Source organism: Bacteroidota bacterium (genome assembly GCA_018698135.1).
In the GTDB taxonomy this organism is placed as follows: Bacteria; Bacteroidota; Bacteroidia; order CAILMK01; family JAAYUY01; genus JABINZ01.
On sequence record JABINZ010000214.1, the window covers coordinates 1 to 16,042 of the forward strand.

At 34.0% G+C, this 16,042-nt stretch carries 16 protein-coding genes; 6 read left to right on the forward strand and 10 right to left on the reverse strand.

Annotation, left to right across the window (positions count from 1 at the left end; all coding sequences use genetic code 11):
- Nucleotides 1-170 precede the first annotated feature (170 nt).
- From HOG71_13645 to yaaA, 3 genes are all read right to left on the reverse strand, one after another.
- Entirely contained in the window at nt 171-755 is a 585-nt protein-coding gene (locus HOG71_13645; protein MBT5991888.1) for a calcium-binding EGF-like domain-containing protein, read from the reverse strand.
- Nucleotides 756-820: 65 nt separating this feature from the next.
- Nucleotides 821-1,372 carry a hypothetical protein gene (locus tag HOG71_13650; GenBank protein ID MBT5991889.1) on the reverse strand — a complete coding sequence of 184 codons (552 nt, stop codon included), beginning with the start codon at nt 1,370-1,372 and terminating at the stop codon, nt 821-823.
- A gap of 62 nt (nt 1,373-1,434) precedes the next feature.
- Nucleotides 1,435-2,199, reverse strand: coding sequence for a peroxide stress protein YaaA (yaaA, locus tag HOG71_13655; GenBank protein MBT5991890.1), 765 nt, complete (start codon nt 2,197-2,199; stop codon nt 1,435-1,437).
- A gap of 262 nt (nt 2,200-2,461) precedes the next feature.
- On the opposite strand from yaaA, the gene HOG71_13660 reads away from it, so the two are divergent.
- Nucleotides 2,462-2,749, forward strand: a complete 288-nt coding sequence (locus tag HOG71_13660; protein ID MBT5991891.1) for an integration host factor subunit beta — start codon at nt 2,462-2,464, stop codon at nt 2,747-2,749.
- A 336-nt stretch (nt 2,750-3,085) separates the two neighbouring features.
- Nucleotides 3,086-4,630, forward strand: coding sequence for an Rne/Rng family ribonuclease (locus HOG71_13665; GenBank protein ID MBT5991892.1), 1,545 nt, complete (start codon nt 3,086-3,088; stop codon nt 4,628-4,630).
- 36 nt (nt 4,631-4,666) lie between these two features.
- On the opposite strand, the gene HOG71_13670 is transcribed toward HOG71_13665, so the two are convergent.
- On the reverse strand, nt 4,667-5,434 hold the full coding sequence (locus tag HOG71_13670; protein MBT5991893.1) for a hypothetical protein: 768 nt from the start codon (nt 5,432-5,434) through the stop codon (nt 4,667-4,669).
- Nucleotides 5,434-6,552, reverse strand: a complete 1,119-nt coding sequence (locus HOG71_13675) for a Nif3-like dinuclear metal center hexameric protein (GenBank protein MBT5991894.1) — start codon at nt 6,550-6,552, stop codon at nt 5,434-5,436. The genes HOG71_13670 and HOG71_13675 overlap by 1 nt, the downstream gene beginning before the upstream one ends.
- 119 nt (nt 6,553-6,671) lie before the next feature.
- Between HOG71_13675 and lpxK the strand changes: the two genes are divergently transcribed.
- The 4 genes from lpxK to HOG71_13695 all read left to right on the forward strand — a co-directional run bounded on the left by lpxK (nt 6,672) and on the right by HOG71_13695 (nt 12,542).
- Nucleotides 6,672-7,712: a tetraacyldisaccharide 4'-kinase gene (gene lpxK, locus HOG71_13680; protein MBT5991895.1), complete on the forward strand. Its 1,041-nt coding sequence runs from the start codon at nt 6,672-6,674 to the stop codon at nt 7,710-7,712.
- Nucleotides 7,702-8,526: a purine-nucleoside phosphorylase gene (locus tag HOG71_13685; protein ID MBT5991896.1), complete on the forward strand. Its 825-nt coding sequence runs from the start codon at nt 7,702-7,704 to the stop codon at nt 8,524-8,526. The genes lpxK and HOG71_13685 overlap by 11 nt, the downstream gene beginning before the upstream one ends.
- A 20-nt stretch (nt 8,527-8,546) precedes the next feature.
- Nucleotides 8,547-10,409: a hypothetical protein gene (locus HOG71_13690; GenBank protein ID MBT5991897.1), complete on the forward strand. Its 1,863-nt coding sequence runs from the start codon at nt 8,547-8,549 to the stop codon at nt 10,407-10,409.
- Between the two features lie 108 nt (nt 10,410-10,517).
- Nucleotides 10,518-12,542, forward strand: coding sequence for a hypothetical protein (locus tag HOG71_13695; protein ID MBT5991898.1), 2,025 nt, complete (start codon nt 10,518-10,520; stop codon nt 12,540-12,542).
- 73 nt (nt 12,543-12,615) lie between these two features.
- Here HOG71_13695 and HOG71_13700 read toward each other — a convergent pair whose 3' ends face one another.
- The 5 genes from HOG71_13700 to HOG71_13720 all read right to left on the reverse strand — a co-directional run.
- Nucleotides 12,616-13,371, reverse strand: coding sequence for a hypothetical protein (locus tag HOG71_13700; protein MBT5991899.1), 756 nt, complete (start codon nt 13,369-13,371; stop codon nt 12,616-12,618).
- A 101-nt stretch (nt 13,372-13,472) separates the two neighbouring features.
- Nucleotides 13,473-13,919 carry a DUF3788 domain-containing protein gene (locus tag HOG71_13705; GenBank protein MBT5991900.1) on the reverse strand — a complete coding sequence of 149 codons (447 nt, stop codon included), beginning with the start codon at nt 13,917-13,919 and terminating at the stop codon, nt 13,473-13,475.
- Nucleotides 13,920-13,960: 41 nt separating this feature from the next.
- Nucleotides 13,961-14,338 (reverse strand): SnoaL-like domain-containing protein, encoded by a 378-nt coding sequence (locus HOG71_13710; GenBank protein ID MBT5991901.1) that lies wholly within the window; start codon nt 14,336-14,338, stop codon nt 13,961-13,963.
- Between the two features lie 160 nt (nt 14,339-14,498).
- A complete protein-coding gene (locus tag HOG71_13715; GenBank protein ID MBT5991902.1) occupies nt 14,499-15,500 on the reverse strand; it encodes a hypothetical protein in 1,002 nt (333 codons plus the stop codon).
- A gap of 99 nt (nt 15,501-15,599) precedes the next feature.
- Nucleotides 15,600-16,042: hypothetical protein (locus HOG71_13720; protein MBT5991903.1), on the reverse strand; the 443-nt coding region annotated here is incomplete at its 5' end.

Genomic DNA, 16,042 nt, shown 5'->3' on the forward strand with positions numbered 1-16,042 from the left:
AATGGTTCCTAATTTAAAGGCCCTAAAAACAAAAGCCAGGTTTCCCTAGCTTCTGATTTGTGGCAACAGTATATATCAATCAGGACACTGCTGTGTGATCAATCTTTCATGCACAAAAATAGGCTATTCCGATAATCTTCGAAATAGCCTTAGATGTTATGTGTTAATGTTTAGTTATGTACGTAGTTAAGATATAAGCTAATATCCATATCCCACAAGAAACTTTTTACATTAATAGTATCTGGGAAGTTCGTATTGTCTTTGTAAGGTTTAAACTTAACCGAAGTATGAACCTTTTGGTCATTCATTCCCTGATCCGAATCATCATCCCATAATTCCAGAGTATATTCTGTGTCTGGATCCAGAGATGGGTTTTGGCCAGTTAAGGGAATCATATCGTAAACATAACCATCAACTGCATTGAGGATAGTTTTGTGATAGCGATAAACTTCTGTTTTGCCTTGTAAAACTTTAACGTAAAGATCTGGACCATCATGTGTATCCCATGGGTTGCCACCATTTGAGGCAGGATAGCCATTGATAGCAAATTTTTTAATGACAATTTCTTTGGGTGCTACTTGTAACTGACAATTATCTCCGGTATAACCTTCAGGACAATCGCAAAAGCCATCTACACAGACGCCTCCATTTAAACAAACCACTCCTTCGCAAGGATCGGGTTTATTGCAATTTTGAAAAGTTAAAATACTTAAACTTGATACTGCCATTAATAGGAGGATAAATTTCCACTTCATGTGATTATTTTTTAAGTTGTTATATGCTTTGAATTTGCAATTTACACTTTTTGTGAGAATTGTTATTAAAATGTATAGACAAAACCCACACCTTCGTCAGTTGGGCCAATATAATATGCTTTTTTCTCGAATAACTTTTCGCCAGCTTGCTTTAATTGGTACAATCCAAGTCCGACCAGACCGCCACCAACAACTGTCATGGTAATACCCGTAGCACTAAGCTGTCCTCTTTTTTGTGTTTGCAATGCACCTGGTATTTTCGACAAAGCAATGAGCCCCAAACCTGTAACACCAACTACAGCTCCACCAATTACAAAAATTGTGGCTTTTGAAAACTCTACTCCGGCAGGAACACTTTTATCAGCTTTGATATCCATGTATTTTTCATAAATAAATTTATTGTCAGATTCCAATACGTCTACATCAGTGAAAGGAACAGAATAACTTTCAATTTGTCCATTTTCATCTTCAATTTTATAACTAATAACATCTTCTGTAACCTGAGTTACCGTGCACTTTATAACCTGATCATTGGTTAAAGTAAGTTTGTCCAAATTTTGAGCACTTACTGATAGGTAAAGAGGAACAAGCAATAGAATCAAAACTAATTTTTTCATTATATGTTATTTAAGATTGATAATCAGATTTTGCAGCTAATTTACAAAATATTAAATATACACTATCGAACAAAAACCCAATCGTTAAAAGTTGATCGTTGCTCATCAAAGTAGTAGCCTTCTACATTGAATTGTTTTATATCTTCAGTTTGGGCTATGCGATTTCCAATAATGAATCGAGACATAAGCCCACGTGCTTTTTTAGCATTAAAACTTAAAAACACCAATTGGCCATTTCTGAATTCTTTGAAATGAATATTAATAACCTGTGCTTTAATCTTGGTAAAGTAGAGCGCTTTGAAATATTCCTTCGATGCCAAATTAATCAAAACTTTTGAATCTGAGTTTTTGAAATAATTATTCAGGGATTTTGTTAGCTTATTTCCCCAATAGGCATACAGATCTTTTCCGTTTTTATTTTCTAGTAGAGTTCCCATCTCTAATCGATAGGGCTGAATAATATCCAAAGGCATTATTAAGCCATATAAACCGGAAAGTATTCTCAAGTGCTTATTGGCATAAATAAGATCCTGATCGCTTAATGTTTTCGAATCAAAACCTTGATATACATCGCCACTAAACAGACTGATGGCTTGTTTAGAGTTTTTAATAGTAAAAGGTGTTTTGAAATTTTTGTATCGAATATAGTTTAACTCTGCCAGTTTTAAGCTAATGCCCATTAATTTGCTAATCTCCGATATGCTCAACTTTTTTAGTATTAGGATTAGCCTTTTTGCTTCCAAAGTAAAGCTGGGCAGGGTATAAGGCGACACCAAGCGTGAGTCTTTTTCGTTTAAGTTTTTAGATGGAGAAATAACAACGAGCATATATTTATCTTCCTTAACCTTATTAATAGCGATTAACATTCAAAGTTAAAAAGGATGTTTTTCAGAAAGAAATAATATAAATAATGTACTAAAATAGCGGTGACTCGTTTTTTTGACAGAACCCATTGTAATTGAGAAGCTTCTATTAATTAGCAAGCACAAAACTTTTATTGAAAAAAAACAACTTTTGTGCAAAAGGTTTTTTAAAAAATTCTATTTTTGCAGCTCGAACTAATTGTTTAACAAGTAAAAAGAGAATATTGTGATTAAAACGGATGTTGTTTCTCAGATCTCCAAGAAAACTGGATTAGAAAAAAGAGACGTTAAAGAAGTTGTAGAAGTCTTTTTTGATATTGTAAAAGATTCACTTATTCAAGGTGAAAACGCCTATTTCAGAGGATTCGGTAGCTTCACGCTTAAGAAAAGAGCCAAGAAAATAGGAAGAAATATAACGAAGAACACATCAATTGTAGTGCCTGAACATTATATTCCATATTTCAAGCCATCAAAATCATTTGCGTCTAAAGTAAAAGAAATGGTTAAAGCTTAATTGCTTTAATTTTTTGAATAAATAATTGTTAAAGATTAGTTTTCAGTAAAATGTAAGCTAATCGTTTTATGTTCAAAGGTATAAGAAGGGTTAAGAGCATGATCATTTGAATCATGTTATTTTAATCGCTTGATACGGTTGATTTATTGAAAGAATAAAAATTAGAAAATATGCCAAGCGGTAAAAAGAGGAAAAGACATAAGATTGCTACTCATAAGAGAAAGAAGAGGCTCAGAAAAAACAGACATAAGAAGAGGAAATAATTTCATTTTCTAATTTCTTAGACTGCTAATCCCTTTGCGGATTAATCTAAGCTAAGCACACAGGAGGATATCATTGAAACGAAATTTAATTATCCAGTCCACTAAACAAGGACTGGACATTGCATTATTAGAGGACGATAAACTTGTTGAGTTTCATCAGGATGTAGCCAACAAGGAATATCTTGTTGGTGATATCTATCTGGGCAGAATCAAGAAAATACTTCCCGGCTTAAATGCTTCCTTTGTCGATATAGGATACAGTAAAAATGCTTTTTTGCATTACCATGATCTGGGTCCTGATATTCGGAATTTCATTAGTTTTACGAACAAAACCCTTAGGGGAGACCATGTTAAGCCAGATATTTCTGCATTTAAGAAGTTTCAGCAAATTAGCAAAGGTGGTGAAATAGGTAAAGCACTTGAGGTCGACCAACAGGTTATGGTTCAGGTTATCAAAGAACCAATTTCAACCAAAGGGCACCGTATTAGTTCCCAAATTACATTAGCAGGTCGATATATTGTATTGATTCCCTTCTCCGAAGGCGTTTCTGTATCCAAACGCATACGTGATAGAAAAGAACGCAAAAGGCTGACAGATATATTTATGGATATCAAGTCGGCAAATTTTTGTGTTATTGTCAGAACAGCTGCCGAAAATAAAGATGGTCATCTTCTGGAAAAAGACTTCATGTCTATCATGAAACGGTGGAATGAGATTGTCCATAATCTTACTGAGAAAAAGACCAAACTCCTTGGGGAATACAATAAAGCTACCTCTATTTTAAGAGACATGCTTAATGATTCCTTTGACTCAATTGTTGTGAACGACAAAACAAGTCATGGAGAATTGCAGGAATACCTGGAAAAAATATTCCCTGAAAAGCAGAAAATACTCAAATTTCAGGATGGAAAAAATTTGTTTGAGAGTTATCGGATTGACAGACAAATAAAATCGTTATTTGGTAAAATCATCAATTTTGGCAAAGGTGCCTATCTGGTAATTGAACATACAGAAGCCATGACCGTGGTGGACGTAAACAGTGGGAGTAAAACAAATCGGGATGCGGATAGGGAAGAAAATGTTTTAAGCATCAATATCGATGCTGCCGAAGAAGTAGCCCGACAATTACGACTACGTGATATTGGTGGATTGATCGTTGTTGATTTTATCGACATGAGATCCTACGAAAATCAAAAGATACTGTTTGAAAAAATGAAAGTAGCCATGCGTAAGGACAAAACGCAACATGCCTGCCTTCCTATCAGTAAATTTGGTTTAATGGAAATTACACGCCAACGTGTAAAACCTGTCATTGACCTTTCAATTACAGAAACTTGTCCGGTTTGCCGTGGTTCAGGCGAAGTAAAACCGACTATTTTGGTTGTCGATGATATTGAGCACAGCTTGAACTTTATTCACAGCGAATTAAAAGAAAAACGGATCACCATTCGTGTGCATCCATTTATAAGTACTTATTTAAGAGCAGGTATAATTCCACATAATTTTAGGTGGATGTTTAAATACAAAATGCTGATTCGCATTAAGTCATCCCAGGCTTTGCACCTGATTGATTATAAGATTTTGGATAAAAATGGAAAAGACCTTGAAGAGTTTTAAGTCAACAAGGTCTTTTTATGGTATTTAAATAATTTACTAGTCTTGCTTCACTCCAAATTCTTCACGAATATGTTCTCCTAATTCATGGTCTACTAAAATCCTTCCACAGTTTTCGCAAGCAATAATTTTTAAATGTAAGCGCACATCTAACTGCCTTTGTGGGGGAATCTGACTAAAACAACCACCGCAAGCATCTCTTTCAATAGAAACAACAGATAAATTATTTTTATAGGTAAGTCTGATTTTGCTATAAGCTTTCAAAAGTCTTTCTTCGATTTCTTTTTCGGCAATTTCACGACCTTTTAAAATTTCAGTTTCTTCAATCTCAGTCTCACCAATAATTTCTTTCAATTCCTTTTCCTTCTCAATCAGGTCATTTTTCTTTTCTTTCAACTCTGCTGAAGCATCTACTGATTGTTTGTTTTTTTCTTCAATCTCAACATTAACCTCTTTGATCTTTTTCTCAGCAGCCATAATTTCGAGTTTCTGAAGTTCCATTTCTTTCGAAATAGCTACATATTCTCTATTATTCTTCACGTGCATTTGCTGTGATTCATATTTCAAAATCAGTGCATTTGCTTCCGAGATTTTTGTTTTGAAAACCTCAATTGATTGCCGTAATTCTTCACTTTGATTGGTTGAATTCTCGATTCTTGTTTCAAGTCCGATAATTTCATCTTCCAGATCGTGAACTTCCATCGGCAACTCCCCTCTAACACTTCTTAATTTGTCTAAACGAGAGTCAATTAATTGTAGATTATATAATGCTCTTAACTGTTTTTCAATTGCTGGGATTTTTTCCATTAGAAATAATTAATTGGATTCGTATTTACCTTTGTTTTTGAGATCGCAAAGGTAGTGAAATTTTTAATTAATAAATCATGAAGGATGTCTATTGTAAACTGCTCACTTTCAAAGTGCCCCACGTCCGAAATCAGTATTTTATGGTCGGCATCAAAAAACTCATGATATTTGAAATCAGCACTAATAAATGCTTGGGCTTTTTGCATCAATGCATCTTTCAGCAGAAAACTGCCAGAACCTCCACAAATGGCAACTTTAGACACTTTCTGCTTTAATAGTTGAGAATGACGAATTAGCTGTGAACCTAGTTTTTCTTTAATCAGTTTTAGAAAATCTGTTTCTTTCATTTCCAAAGGCAAATCGCCAATAACACCTGCCCCCGCTTTTGAATATGCATTATCAAGACTAAAAACATCATAGGCTACTTCCTCATAAGGATGTGCTTCCAACATGGCATTAATTACTTTGCTTTTTAGATGAACAGGAACAACTGTTTCAATTTTCACTTCTTTTTGAACATTTGTTTTTCCTTTACTTCCAATAAAGGGATCAGTTCCTTCCAAACCGCGATAGGTACCATAGCCATCATAATTGAATGAGCAACTATCGTAATCGCCTATTTTTCCCGCACCGGCTCCAAACATAGCATTGCGAACTTTGCCAGGAACATACTGTCCATCAGAAAGTTTCATGTCCGGACAAAAAACAGTGATCTTATAAAGAGCTTTTTCCAAGGGTTTTAAAACCTGTATGTTTTTTAATCCAAATAAATTGGCCAAATAGGTATTAATTCCGAACCACATATTATCCATATTGGTATGCACAGCGTAAATGGCTATATCATTTTTAATGGCCTGAATTAATATGCGTTCAACATAATTTGATCCCTTTAGTTTTTTAATTCCTTTAAATAAAATAGGGTGATGCGATACGATCAGGTTTTGTCCATTTTTAATGGCTTCATTTAAAACGTCTTCGGTAACATCTACACAAATATTGATTCCATTAATCTCCAGATCATCTGATCCACAAATCAATCCTGAATTATCATAATCTTCCTGATAAACAGATGGAAATTGTTCTTCAATTTTGGCTATAATTTCTTTGAGTATCATAATTTTCATTCATCTTTTTAGATCGATAAATTGTTCTCAAAATTATAACAAAGAATTTACATCAAATAGCTTGAATCATAATAAAATTAAAATTGCTGCGTACTTTTGTATGTATTGAAAGCATGAAACAAATCCGAATCATATTTTTATTTCCATTTTCGTTCATATACGGGCTTATTACCTTTGTCAGAAATAAACTATTTGACTTTGGCATTTTGGCTTCCCAATCCTTTTCTATTCCTATAATATCTGTTGGAAATTTAGCAGTTGGAGGAAGTGGTAAAACGCCAATGATAATTTATTTGGTCGATTATTTAATCAGCCAGAATAAAAATATTGCCGTATTAAGCAGAGGTTATAAAAGGGAAACAAAAGGCTACAAACTCCTTATTGAAAACGGAAATCCAGCCGAATTTGGTGATGAAGTGGTGATGATTCAAAACAAGTTTCCCCAGATTAAAGTAGCTGTAGCCGAAAAACGAGTTGAAGGCGTCAAGCAATTACTCAATAGCTTTCCTGATATGGATATCATTCTATTGGATGATGCTTTCCAGCACCGGACAATTAAGCCTGGATTCAGTTTATTATTAACAGATTATTATAAACCATTCTGGAAAGATCTTATTATGCCATCAGGTTATTTGCGTGAATGGATGTTCGGATATAAAAGAGCCGATGTGCTGCTTGTAACCAAAACACCTGAAAATGCAAAAACTGATGTAGGAAAATTGTCCGAACGATTTCAAAAACCACTATTTGAAACAGGTATTGAATATCAATCAATTTTTTCAGCCAATGGCAAAGAGCTTGATATTAACCAATTGAATGAATACGCAATTTTATTATTTACAGGCATTGACAAACCAAAACCATTGCTTGAATATGTAGAAAAAAGAGTGTCAAAACTGAAGTTCATTCAGTTTCCAGATCACCATCAATTTTCTGAATCGGATATTAATAGAATTGCATCGGAGTTTACTAATTTAAAACAAGAAAAATCATTAATCCTTACATCTGAGAAAGATTTTAGTCGAATAAAGAATAGTGATGTAGAGAACAAATTCAAAGAATTACCTTTGCATTATATTTCTATTCGTCTGGTATTTTTAGATCAGGGATCAGAACAGAATTTCAAAAAGAAAATTACAGATTATGTTAGATAGGATCAAGGAATCAGCAGATTTCATCAAAGTGCAAATTGACTTTACACCTCAATTCGGTATTATATTAGGTACAGGATTGGGAGGATTAGTGAAGGAAATTGATATTGCATTTACCTTAGATTACGATAAAATCCCCAATTTTCCTGTGTCGACTGTAGAAAGCCATGCCGGCAGATTGGTTTTTGGCGAATTAGGCGGGAAAAAAGTAGTCGCTATGCAAGGCCGCTTTCATTATTACGAGGGCTATTCATTTCAGGAAATTACCTTTCCTGTCCGTGTATTCAAGTTTTTAGGCATCGACAAACTTTTTGTATCCAATGCCTGTGGCTCTGTAAATCCTAAAATGAAAACCTGTGATTTAATGATTATCAACGATCATATAAATTTATTGGGTGGAAATCCGCTTAGAGGTAAGAATATTAATGAGTTAGGTCCTCGCTTTCCTGATATGGCAGAACCTTACGATAAGGGAATGATTAATAAGGCTCAACAAATAGTTGAAAATGGAGACTTTGGAGATATTACCGTACATACAGGAGTTTATGCCAGTGTGCAGGGGCCAAATCTCGAAACCCGTGCAGAATATAAGTACATTCAAATCATTGGTGCAGATGTTGTAGGAATGTCTACTATTCCTGAAGTTTTGGTAGCCAGACATATGGGTATTCCTTGTTTCGCAATTTCAGTTATTACAGACGAAGGATTTCATGATGAGTTGGAAGAAGTTTCAGTAGAGGATGTTATTTCTGCTGCTAATAAATCGGAACCCTATATGACAAAAATCATTCGGGAACTGATTACAGGAATGAACTAAAAATTCCCAAAGAAGGGTTGATGACTAGATGTAAAGCTATTCTGTTATGTTTTCTTTTGCTGATTTTATCGGCAACTTCTTTTGCGCAGAAAAAAGACAGTGTTTTTACTATTAAAACAATTTACACGACACTGGAGTATCAGGCAATAAAAGCCGATTCATTTCGAAATGTAGATACTACACTTGATTTCATTAATGAATACAATCCTGCTTATTCTTTTGAGCGATTTGGAGTCACTAGCGGTATTTATGGGAGCCCTTATCGTAGTATTTTGTATGATGCTAAGTCAACTTCAGGTTTTCATTCGGGATTGAATGCCTATGATATATATCGGGTAAACCGAAACACAATCAGGTATTTTGACACCTACACACCTTTTTCGGAGCTTTTTTATGTCCAGGGAGGAGGAGAACTTCAGAAACTTTATGCACTACACACCCGTAATATTACTCCATACTGGAATGTTGCGATCAATTATTTCACCAATATATCCTCTGAATTTTATGGAAATACGTCCGATCTTCTCAAAAATAAAGTCAAAAACCTAAACCTCAGCTCACGCTATCGATCAAAATCGGGTAATTATACGCTGTATGCTTCCTTTATCAGCAATAAAATAAATGCCTCCGATATTGGAGGAATTAACGATACAGCCTATTCTCGATATTCGACAGGTGATAAATATTATGCAAATGTTTTTCTGGAGAATGCAAGAATATCCTTTCTCGACAAGCAAATTTCCCTGAATCATAGCTTGAAAATTGAAAGGCAAAGGGATGATACAATTAATCGGGAGAAAAAAGCTGGTGGTTTGTTTCTTGTGCATTCGCTGTTATATCAAAAGTTAGATGTAAATTATACAGACAAGGATATCAGTGATGAATATTTCAATTCTGTTTATTTTAGCAATGATATTTCCAATGATTCCATAGACCAAAGAATGCTGCAAAATGAAATTAGTTTGATGGCTTTGTCGTCTAAAAACAGCATCGATAAATTCAAGGTTGGACTAAGGCATCATAGCGGTCGGATTATTCAGAATGGACACGACAGCAGCCTGATCTATTTGACTGGAGTCGTTCAATTGAGGAAAAAGATTTTGAAAGGAATTGCCCTTGTTGAAGTCGACTATGTGTTGAGCGGATCGAATATTAATGACTATTTATTGGAAGTAGTTTATGACCAAGCACTAAGTAAATCTACTCATTGGTTTTCAGGAGCTATTCTTCAACGAAATACTGTTGACTACATATACACCCTTGCCAGAAGCAATCATTTGCATTGGCAAAACAACTTTAATCCTACAGATAAAACATCCATTTTTACAGGTATTTCAAATAAGGATAAGCAGTTATTTTCCAAACTGTCGTATAATTTACTTTCAAATTATGTGTACTTGAATGAGTTTGTTGACCCTGTTCAAATTAACTCTCCATTTTCGGTTTTAAGCCTGCAGCTTCAGAAAAATTTTATTGCAGGTAAATTTCATTTTAACAATCATGTTGCTCTTCAACATTCGACCAATGAAAATGCACTTGCTGTTCCTCTTTGGACAGTAAACCACCTTAGCTATTATGAGGGACAAGCATTTAAAGGAAATTTAAATTTGCAGATGGGATTTAGTGTCAGACTTACAGATACATATTATGCAGATGGACTTTATGCTCCATTTAGTTTGTTTTACCGTCAACAAAGTGTTGAAACAACTATGTATCCTATGGTTGATGTTTTTATTAATGCTAGTGTTAAACGAGCCAAAGGTTTTGTAAAATATGAGCATGTCAATCAGGGTTTTCCTGCTGGTGAGTACTTTATTGTAGATGGATATCAGTACAAAAAAAGAGCTTTTGTTTTTGGCATTAGCTGGTTGTTTTTTGATTAAAGAACTTTTATTGTTAGGAAGTAAGAATAAGACTTTCTTCTTGTCGAACATCCAATCCCCAATTTTCCCTAATTTGCATACCCAATTCATCACAATTAAATCGGAATTATGAAAAATCTTTGGCTTTTTGTTGGACTGTTTTTTCTACTAACTTCTTTTACACCAAATTTCAAGAAATCAGCTACATTTGATAAAGAGGACGCTATTTCACGAGCATCCAAAGAGCTTGTAAGACTTTTTGGTGAAAATAAGCAAATGAATAGAGGCCTTATTCAGGCAGCAGCATTGTGGACGGTTGAAGATGGTACTGTAGAAGAGTTTGTTGAATTCTGCAAATCCAATTATATAGTCAATGATACAGCACGTCAAGTGTTTTTCGAAAAAGTATCTATAAATATGGAAATCCTGAATGGGAATTTCAACAAAATGCATGTCGATTTAAAACTACCTGTTCATAAAGATGGAGATGCCCTCACACCAATCGATTATTTATTTGGAGGCTATAATGCCTCTTCTCATTTAGTCGAGGATTTATATGCTAATAAAATAGCTTTTGCTGTAGTGCTAAATTTCCCTTTTTATACGCTTGAAGAAAAGACAAAGCTAGGTGCCGAATGGAGTCGGTTAGAGTGGGCTTATGCGCGTATGGGTGATCTGTTTACATCACGAATTCCTGCTGATTTAATTCAGAATATGTCGGAAGTAATGGCCAATGCAGATGCTTATATTTCAGAGTATAATATTTATATGGGGCATTTATTGGATGCAGAAGGAAATACATTGTTTCCTAAGGACATGAAACTGATTTCGCATTGGGGTTTACGCGATGAATTAAAATCACACTACGGTAAAGACGCATTGGATAAACAAAAAATGGTGTATGAAGTGATGAAGAGAATCATCGATCAGAGTATACCACAAGAAGTAATTAATTCAAATGAGTATGAATGGAATCCTGTTGAAAATAAAGTATATCAAGAAGGAAAAGAAGTTGATTATACTGCTGAGAACATTGTAAGATATCAATGGTTTTTAGAAAATTTCAAATCGCGCCAAGCAGTTGATGAGTATAATCCGAGTTATCCAACCTATATCAAAAGAAGTTTTGATGAAGGACGAGAAATGTCACAGGAAGATGTTGAAAAGCTATTTATTGATTTATGTTCTTCCGATCAGGTAAAGCAAGTAGCTGCATTGATTTCAGAACGACTCGGTCGTCCACTTGAGCCATTTGATATTTGGTATGATGGATTCAAGTCGAGAAGTAGCATGAGCAATGAATTTCTGGATTCGATTGTTAGAACAAAGTATCCTAACAAGGATGCATTTGAATCTGACTTGCCAAATATCTTAGTTGATCTTGGTTTTGGTGATGTTGACGCTATGCTTATTCCTTCGAAAATAATTGTAGATGCTAGTCGTGGTGCCGGACATGCCTGGGGTGCCGAAATGAAATCAGACAAAGCACGACTAAGAACACGAGTTGAACCAGATGGAATGAACTACAAAGGTTATAACATTGCCGTTCATGAATTCGGACATAATGTGGAACAAACAATCAGTCTGCAAGATGTTGATTATTATATGTTGCGTGGTGTGCCGAACACTGCATTTACTGAAGCATTGGCTTTTATTTTCCAAAAACGAGATTTGGAATTATTGGGCCTGACAAATAAGAATCCAGATAAGCAATACCTCGATGACCTCGATCTTTTCTGGTCGACTTATGAGATTATGGGTGTTTCTCTGGTTGATATGGACGTATGGAAATGGTTGTATGCAAACCCGGATGCTACAACTGAACAATTGAAAGAAGCCGTTATTAGTATTGCCATTGATGTTTGGAATAAATACTTTGCTGAAGCATTTGGAATAAAAGATCAACCCATACTGGCAATCTATTCTCACATGATCGATTATCCATTATATCTGGCAGCCTATCCTATCGGACATGTAATCGATTTTCAGGTAGAGAAACAATTGCAGGAAAATGATTTCTCATCCGAAGTGAAAAGAATGTATGCTTATGGTCGGATTATCCCTCAGCTCTGGATGAAAAATGCAGTGGGTATGGAAATATCAACAACACCTATGCTGGAGGCTGTTGATGAAGCTTTGGAAGGGCTGAGGTGACTAGAATGCAGTCGTAGCAACACTTCAAGTCAACCGATGACTGAGAACTTGCGCCAGTTTAGCGACTGTAATACTATCTTTTTCTGAGTCTCAACCTATTTATACTTATTTCTAATGATAAGTCAATAGTTGACAATCGTGGTTCTATGTAAGCAAAAATATCTACAAAGACAGGATCATTTGAAGCCTTTAAACTATTATCCATGGCAGCAACTTTTGAGAACCCTTGCATATAGATTAGCTTAATTCCAAGTGAATTATTTAGCTGATAGCTGAATCCAGCAAATATGTTAGCTGAAATAATATCTTTTGGATAAAAATGTCCCGATTGTTCATAATAAAATGAGTCCAGTTCATACGAGTAGAAATCTTTGAACTCGCCAATCATAACCCTTGTTTTTTGATAATATGGATTAATCCCAAGACAGATGTTAAGCTTTTCATTTTTCATAGGAATAACTACTGATAAAGGAAACTCAAATGATGAAATCCTTATCGTTTGAATAAAATCAATAAAGAATTCTCCTGTCGGTAATTCATAATTATGTAAGCGATAACCAACATCTTTATAGCTAAATCCAACACTATAATTGATTTTTTCAGTTAATCGATTCTGATAGTTAATTCCTACTAATGGGCTAATTTTAGGCAATATTTTATAATATGAGCTATTAAAACTTGAAGATGATGTTTTAAACGGTATAGATGTCGACATTCCACAAACACCATGAATTGCAAATCTGGTTGGAAGTTCCTGTGAAAAAACTGTATTAGAGATTGATATGAAAAGAGAAAGATTTAAACTAAAGTAAATTATTGCTTTCAGCATATTGTAGTAGTATTTATATTCAAATATAGTGAATCTCCTACTTTGTTTTCTTCAGTCGTAGTGCGACTTGAAGTCGGCCTACGACTAAAATGCCAATAGTTTTAATTAGCCAACTTAATCTCTATCAGTTTTTTGATATCTTCAATTATTATTTCATTTTTCACTTCAATCCGAATTCCTCTTCCTTCTGCATATTTTTTTGCTAAGCTGAGTTCTTTTTTAATTTCATCTGAAATTGTGCTGTTTAGTATTTCATTGAACGCTTTTTCACCAAATACAAAAGCAACTTTAAAATATCCATCTCTTGGCAGAAAATAAATAATAGCTCTTTTCTTGTCTTTAATGCGATAGCTCCATCCATATTTTTTACCCGGATAGTTCCAGCCTGTAAGTCCATTAGGGTATTTTTCTAAAACAAAATCATGCAGATGAGCCCACAATGAATCGGTTGTGTTAAGCTTTTTAGCTAAGTCCTCTTTAATTGGCTCAATAGCCTTGTCTTGAAATATGCTTATGTCATCCATGTGGTTATTTTTAATTCCTGCCATACCATTGCATATGTGATATTAGCAGCTTTGTTAATTTTCTGTCAGTACATTTTGTTTGGATTTGCTGATTTCTTAGGAATTTGTTGAATGGAATCCCAGTGCTCACAGATCTTCCCTTTGTTATTAAATCTGAAAAAATCCATTGTTATATATTCATCATTTTCTGGCCATATTTGATGCGTATGCAGTGCCACCAAATCACCTTCGGCAATACACCTGACAAATTCTATTGACTTATCAGGATATTCTTTTTGCATTCGATTGAAGTAATTGACGAATCCTGTCGTGCCATCTTCGACATCAGGATTATGCTGAATATACTCTTCACCAATATACTGACGTATAGCTCCCTCAGGATTTCCTTCATAGGCCATTTTGTAGAAAGCAATAGCATTTTTCTTGTTTTGTTCTAGGTTCATCAGTATATCTTTTCTTTATAATTGACTTAAAAATACAATATTTATCTCAAAATACGCTGTTGGTTTCTGACGAAAATTAGTTATTCCGTATCAGGGGGAATAATACCCATGTTTTGGCAAAGAAGCCTTATTGACAATACAGGAAGCAATGATTTTTCTTCTAAAAATATTCAACTTCATAAAAGAACTCGTAGGTATTTTTTGTGACATTATCAGAAGAATACTCGTAGGTTTTATTATTAAATCTGTCATATTTAAATGTAGTGAAATGTATTTCCTTCTTATCACTATTTGGTTCTTCAAATATTGATTTGGTTTGACTTCCATTTTCGTCAAAAATCTTTGTGCGTATATTGTTAATGATATCATTTATGAAGACAATTTCTTTAACACATTGGCCTTTTTCATTGTAACTATAAAATATCGTATAATTACTGAATTTGCTTTTAATTAAATGGCTATTGCTTGAAAAAACTAGTTCTTTTGTGCCAATACTTTTCCCATTATTCAATGATTCAATCTTCACTATGTTATGATCATACGTAATATTTTTGATCACATCGAGTTGTCCATTGGCGTATGCATATTTAAGTGCAATTGGTTTGTTTTGAAGGTCATAAGCTATTATCCAACTCGATTTTATGGATGTGCCATTTTCACGGAATTGGGTTTTATCTGATTTTATCAATTGATTTCTACTGTTGTATGAAAACTCTTTAATGTACAAGGTGTCATTATTTACGATACGCTCCCACCTTATCATTTGATTTTTTTCATTGTAATAAAAGTAGGATTCGATATATCCCGATTCATTTGTCATAGTTTTCAATCCGTCTGTATTGAAAACAGTATATGAATCAAGTTTTTTGTGATCACTATATTCATATTTCTTAAACTTTGTCACCTTCTTCACTTTGCCCTTAATAGCATAATTACCAAAGCTGTTAAAAATGCTAAGGTCGTTTGTTGGTTGAAAATTTAAGTCTAAATCGAGTGTAGGATTTAAAAAAGTATGGTTTGGAATATAAATATCTTCAAACTGGCTTAATTCATACGTATTAATATTTCCATATACGCTATCAGAATAGGCAATTTCTGTTTGTGAATAAAGGACTGGATTGTACAAAATTGTCACAAATAAGAAAATGAGGCTCTTTGTCATTCTATGTTTTTTTTATGTTAATACGATTTCCAAACCTGTTTAGAAGAGTACATTGCGTCAAGCCTATCAATACTTATTTCTGGCATTAGCTGCATGTTTTTAAATTTTAACCTGAAAACTTAATCGTAATCCACTATTCCATAAATATCCCGTAATGGGTTGATCATCAATTATCTTCAATACACTATAGCTGAACATTGGTTCGACCAGTACATTGATTTTTTTATTCAATTGAAAATCTGCTCCAAAGCCAATAAAAGGGGTGATATTGAATAAATTGTAGTTGTATGGCGATGGATTGGTAGATTTATATGTATCTAAATTATCGCTTCGTATAACTAAGGAATTATTTGCTCGAATAAGATAATCTACTGAGATGCCAAAACTTGAAAAAAAACTAACTTTTTTCTTAGATAGGTATGCATAAAATTTAATTGGGATGCTAATGTATTGAAAGTTGTCTTTAAAAATACTGTGCAATTCTATTGAATCATTTTGAATTACCTGCAAATAGCGGTTATATACTTGATATCCTTTATTGG

Excerpts from the sequence above, each read along its gene's own strand:
- yaaA (MBT5991890.1), bottom strand. The coding sequence starts at position 2,199 with ATGCTCGTTGTTATTTCTCCATCTAAAAACTTAAACGAAAAAGACTCA.
- HOG71_13670 (MBT5991893.1), bottom strand. The coding sequence starts at position 5,434 with ATGGAAAAAATCCCAGCAATTGAAAAACAGTTAAGAGCATTATATAAT.
- HOG71_13700 (MBT5991899.1), bottom strand. The coding sequence starts at position 13,371 with ATGCTGAAAGCAATAATTTACTTTAGTTTAAATCTTTCTCTTTTCATA.
- HOG71_13715 (MBT5991902.1), bottom strand. The coding sequence starts at position 15,500 with ATGACAAAGAGCCTCATTTTCTTATTTGTGACAATTTTGTACAATCCA.
- HOG71_13650 (MBT5991889.1), bottom strand. The coding sequence starts at position 1,372 with ATGAAAAAATTAGTTTTGATTCTATTGCTTGTTCCTCTTTACCTATCA.
- HOG71_13645 (MBT5991888.1), bottom strand. The coding sequence starts at position 755 with ATGAAGTGGAAATTTATCCTCCTATTAATGGCAGTATCAAGTTTAAGT.
- HOG71_13695 (MBT5991898.1), top strand. The coding sequence starts at position 10,518 with ATGAAAAATCTTTGGCTTTTTGTTGGACTGTTTTTTCTACTAACTTCT.
- HOG71_13690 (MBT5991897.1), top strand. The coding sequence starts at position 8,547 with ATGACTAGATGTAAAGCTATTCTGTTATGTTTTCTTTTGCTGATTTTA.
- HOG71_13710 (MBT5991901.1), bottom strand. The coding sequence starts at position 14,338 with ATGAACCTAGAACAAAACAAGAAAAATGCTATTGCTTTCTACAAAATG.
- HOG71_13705 (MBT5991900.1), bottom strand. The coding sequence starts at position 13,919 with ATGGCAGGAATTAAAAATAACCACATGGATGACATAAGCATATTTCAA.
- HOG71_13685 (MBT5991896.1), top strand. The coding sequence starts at position 7,702 with ATGTTAGATAGGATCAAGGAATCAGCAGATTTCATCAAAGTGCAAATT.
- lpxK (MBT5991895.1), top strand. The coding sequence starts at position 6,672 with ATGAAACAAATCCGAATCATATTTTTATTTCCATTTTCGTTCATATAC.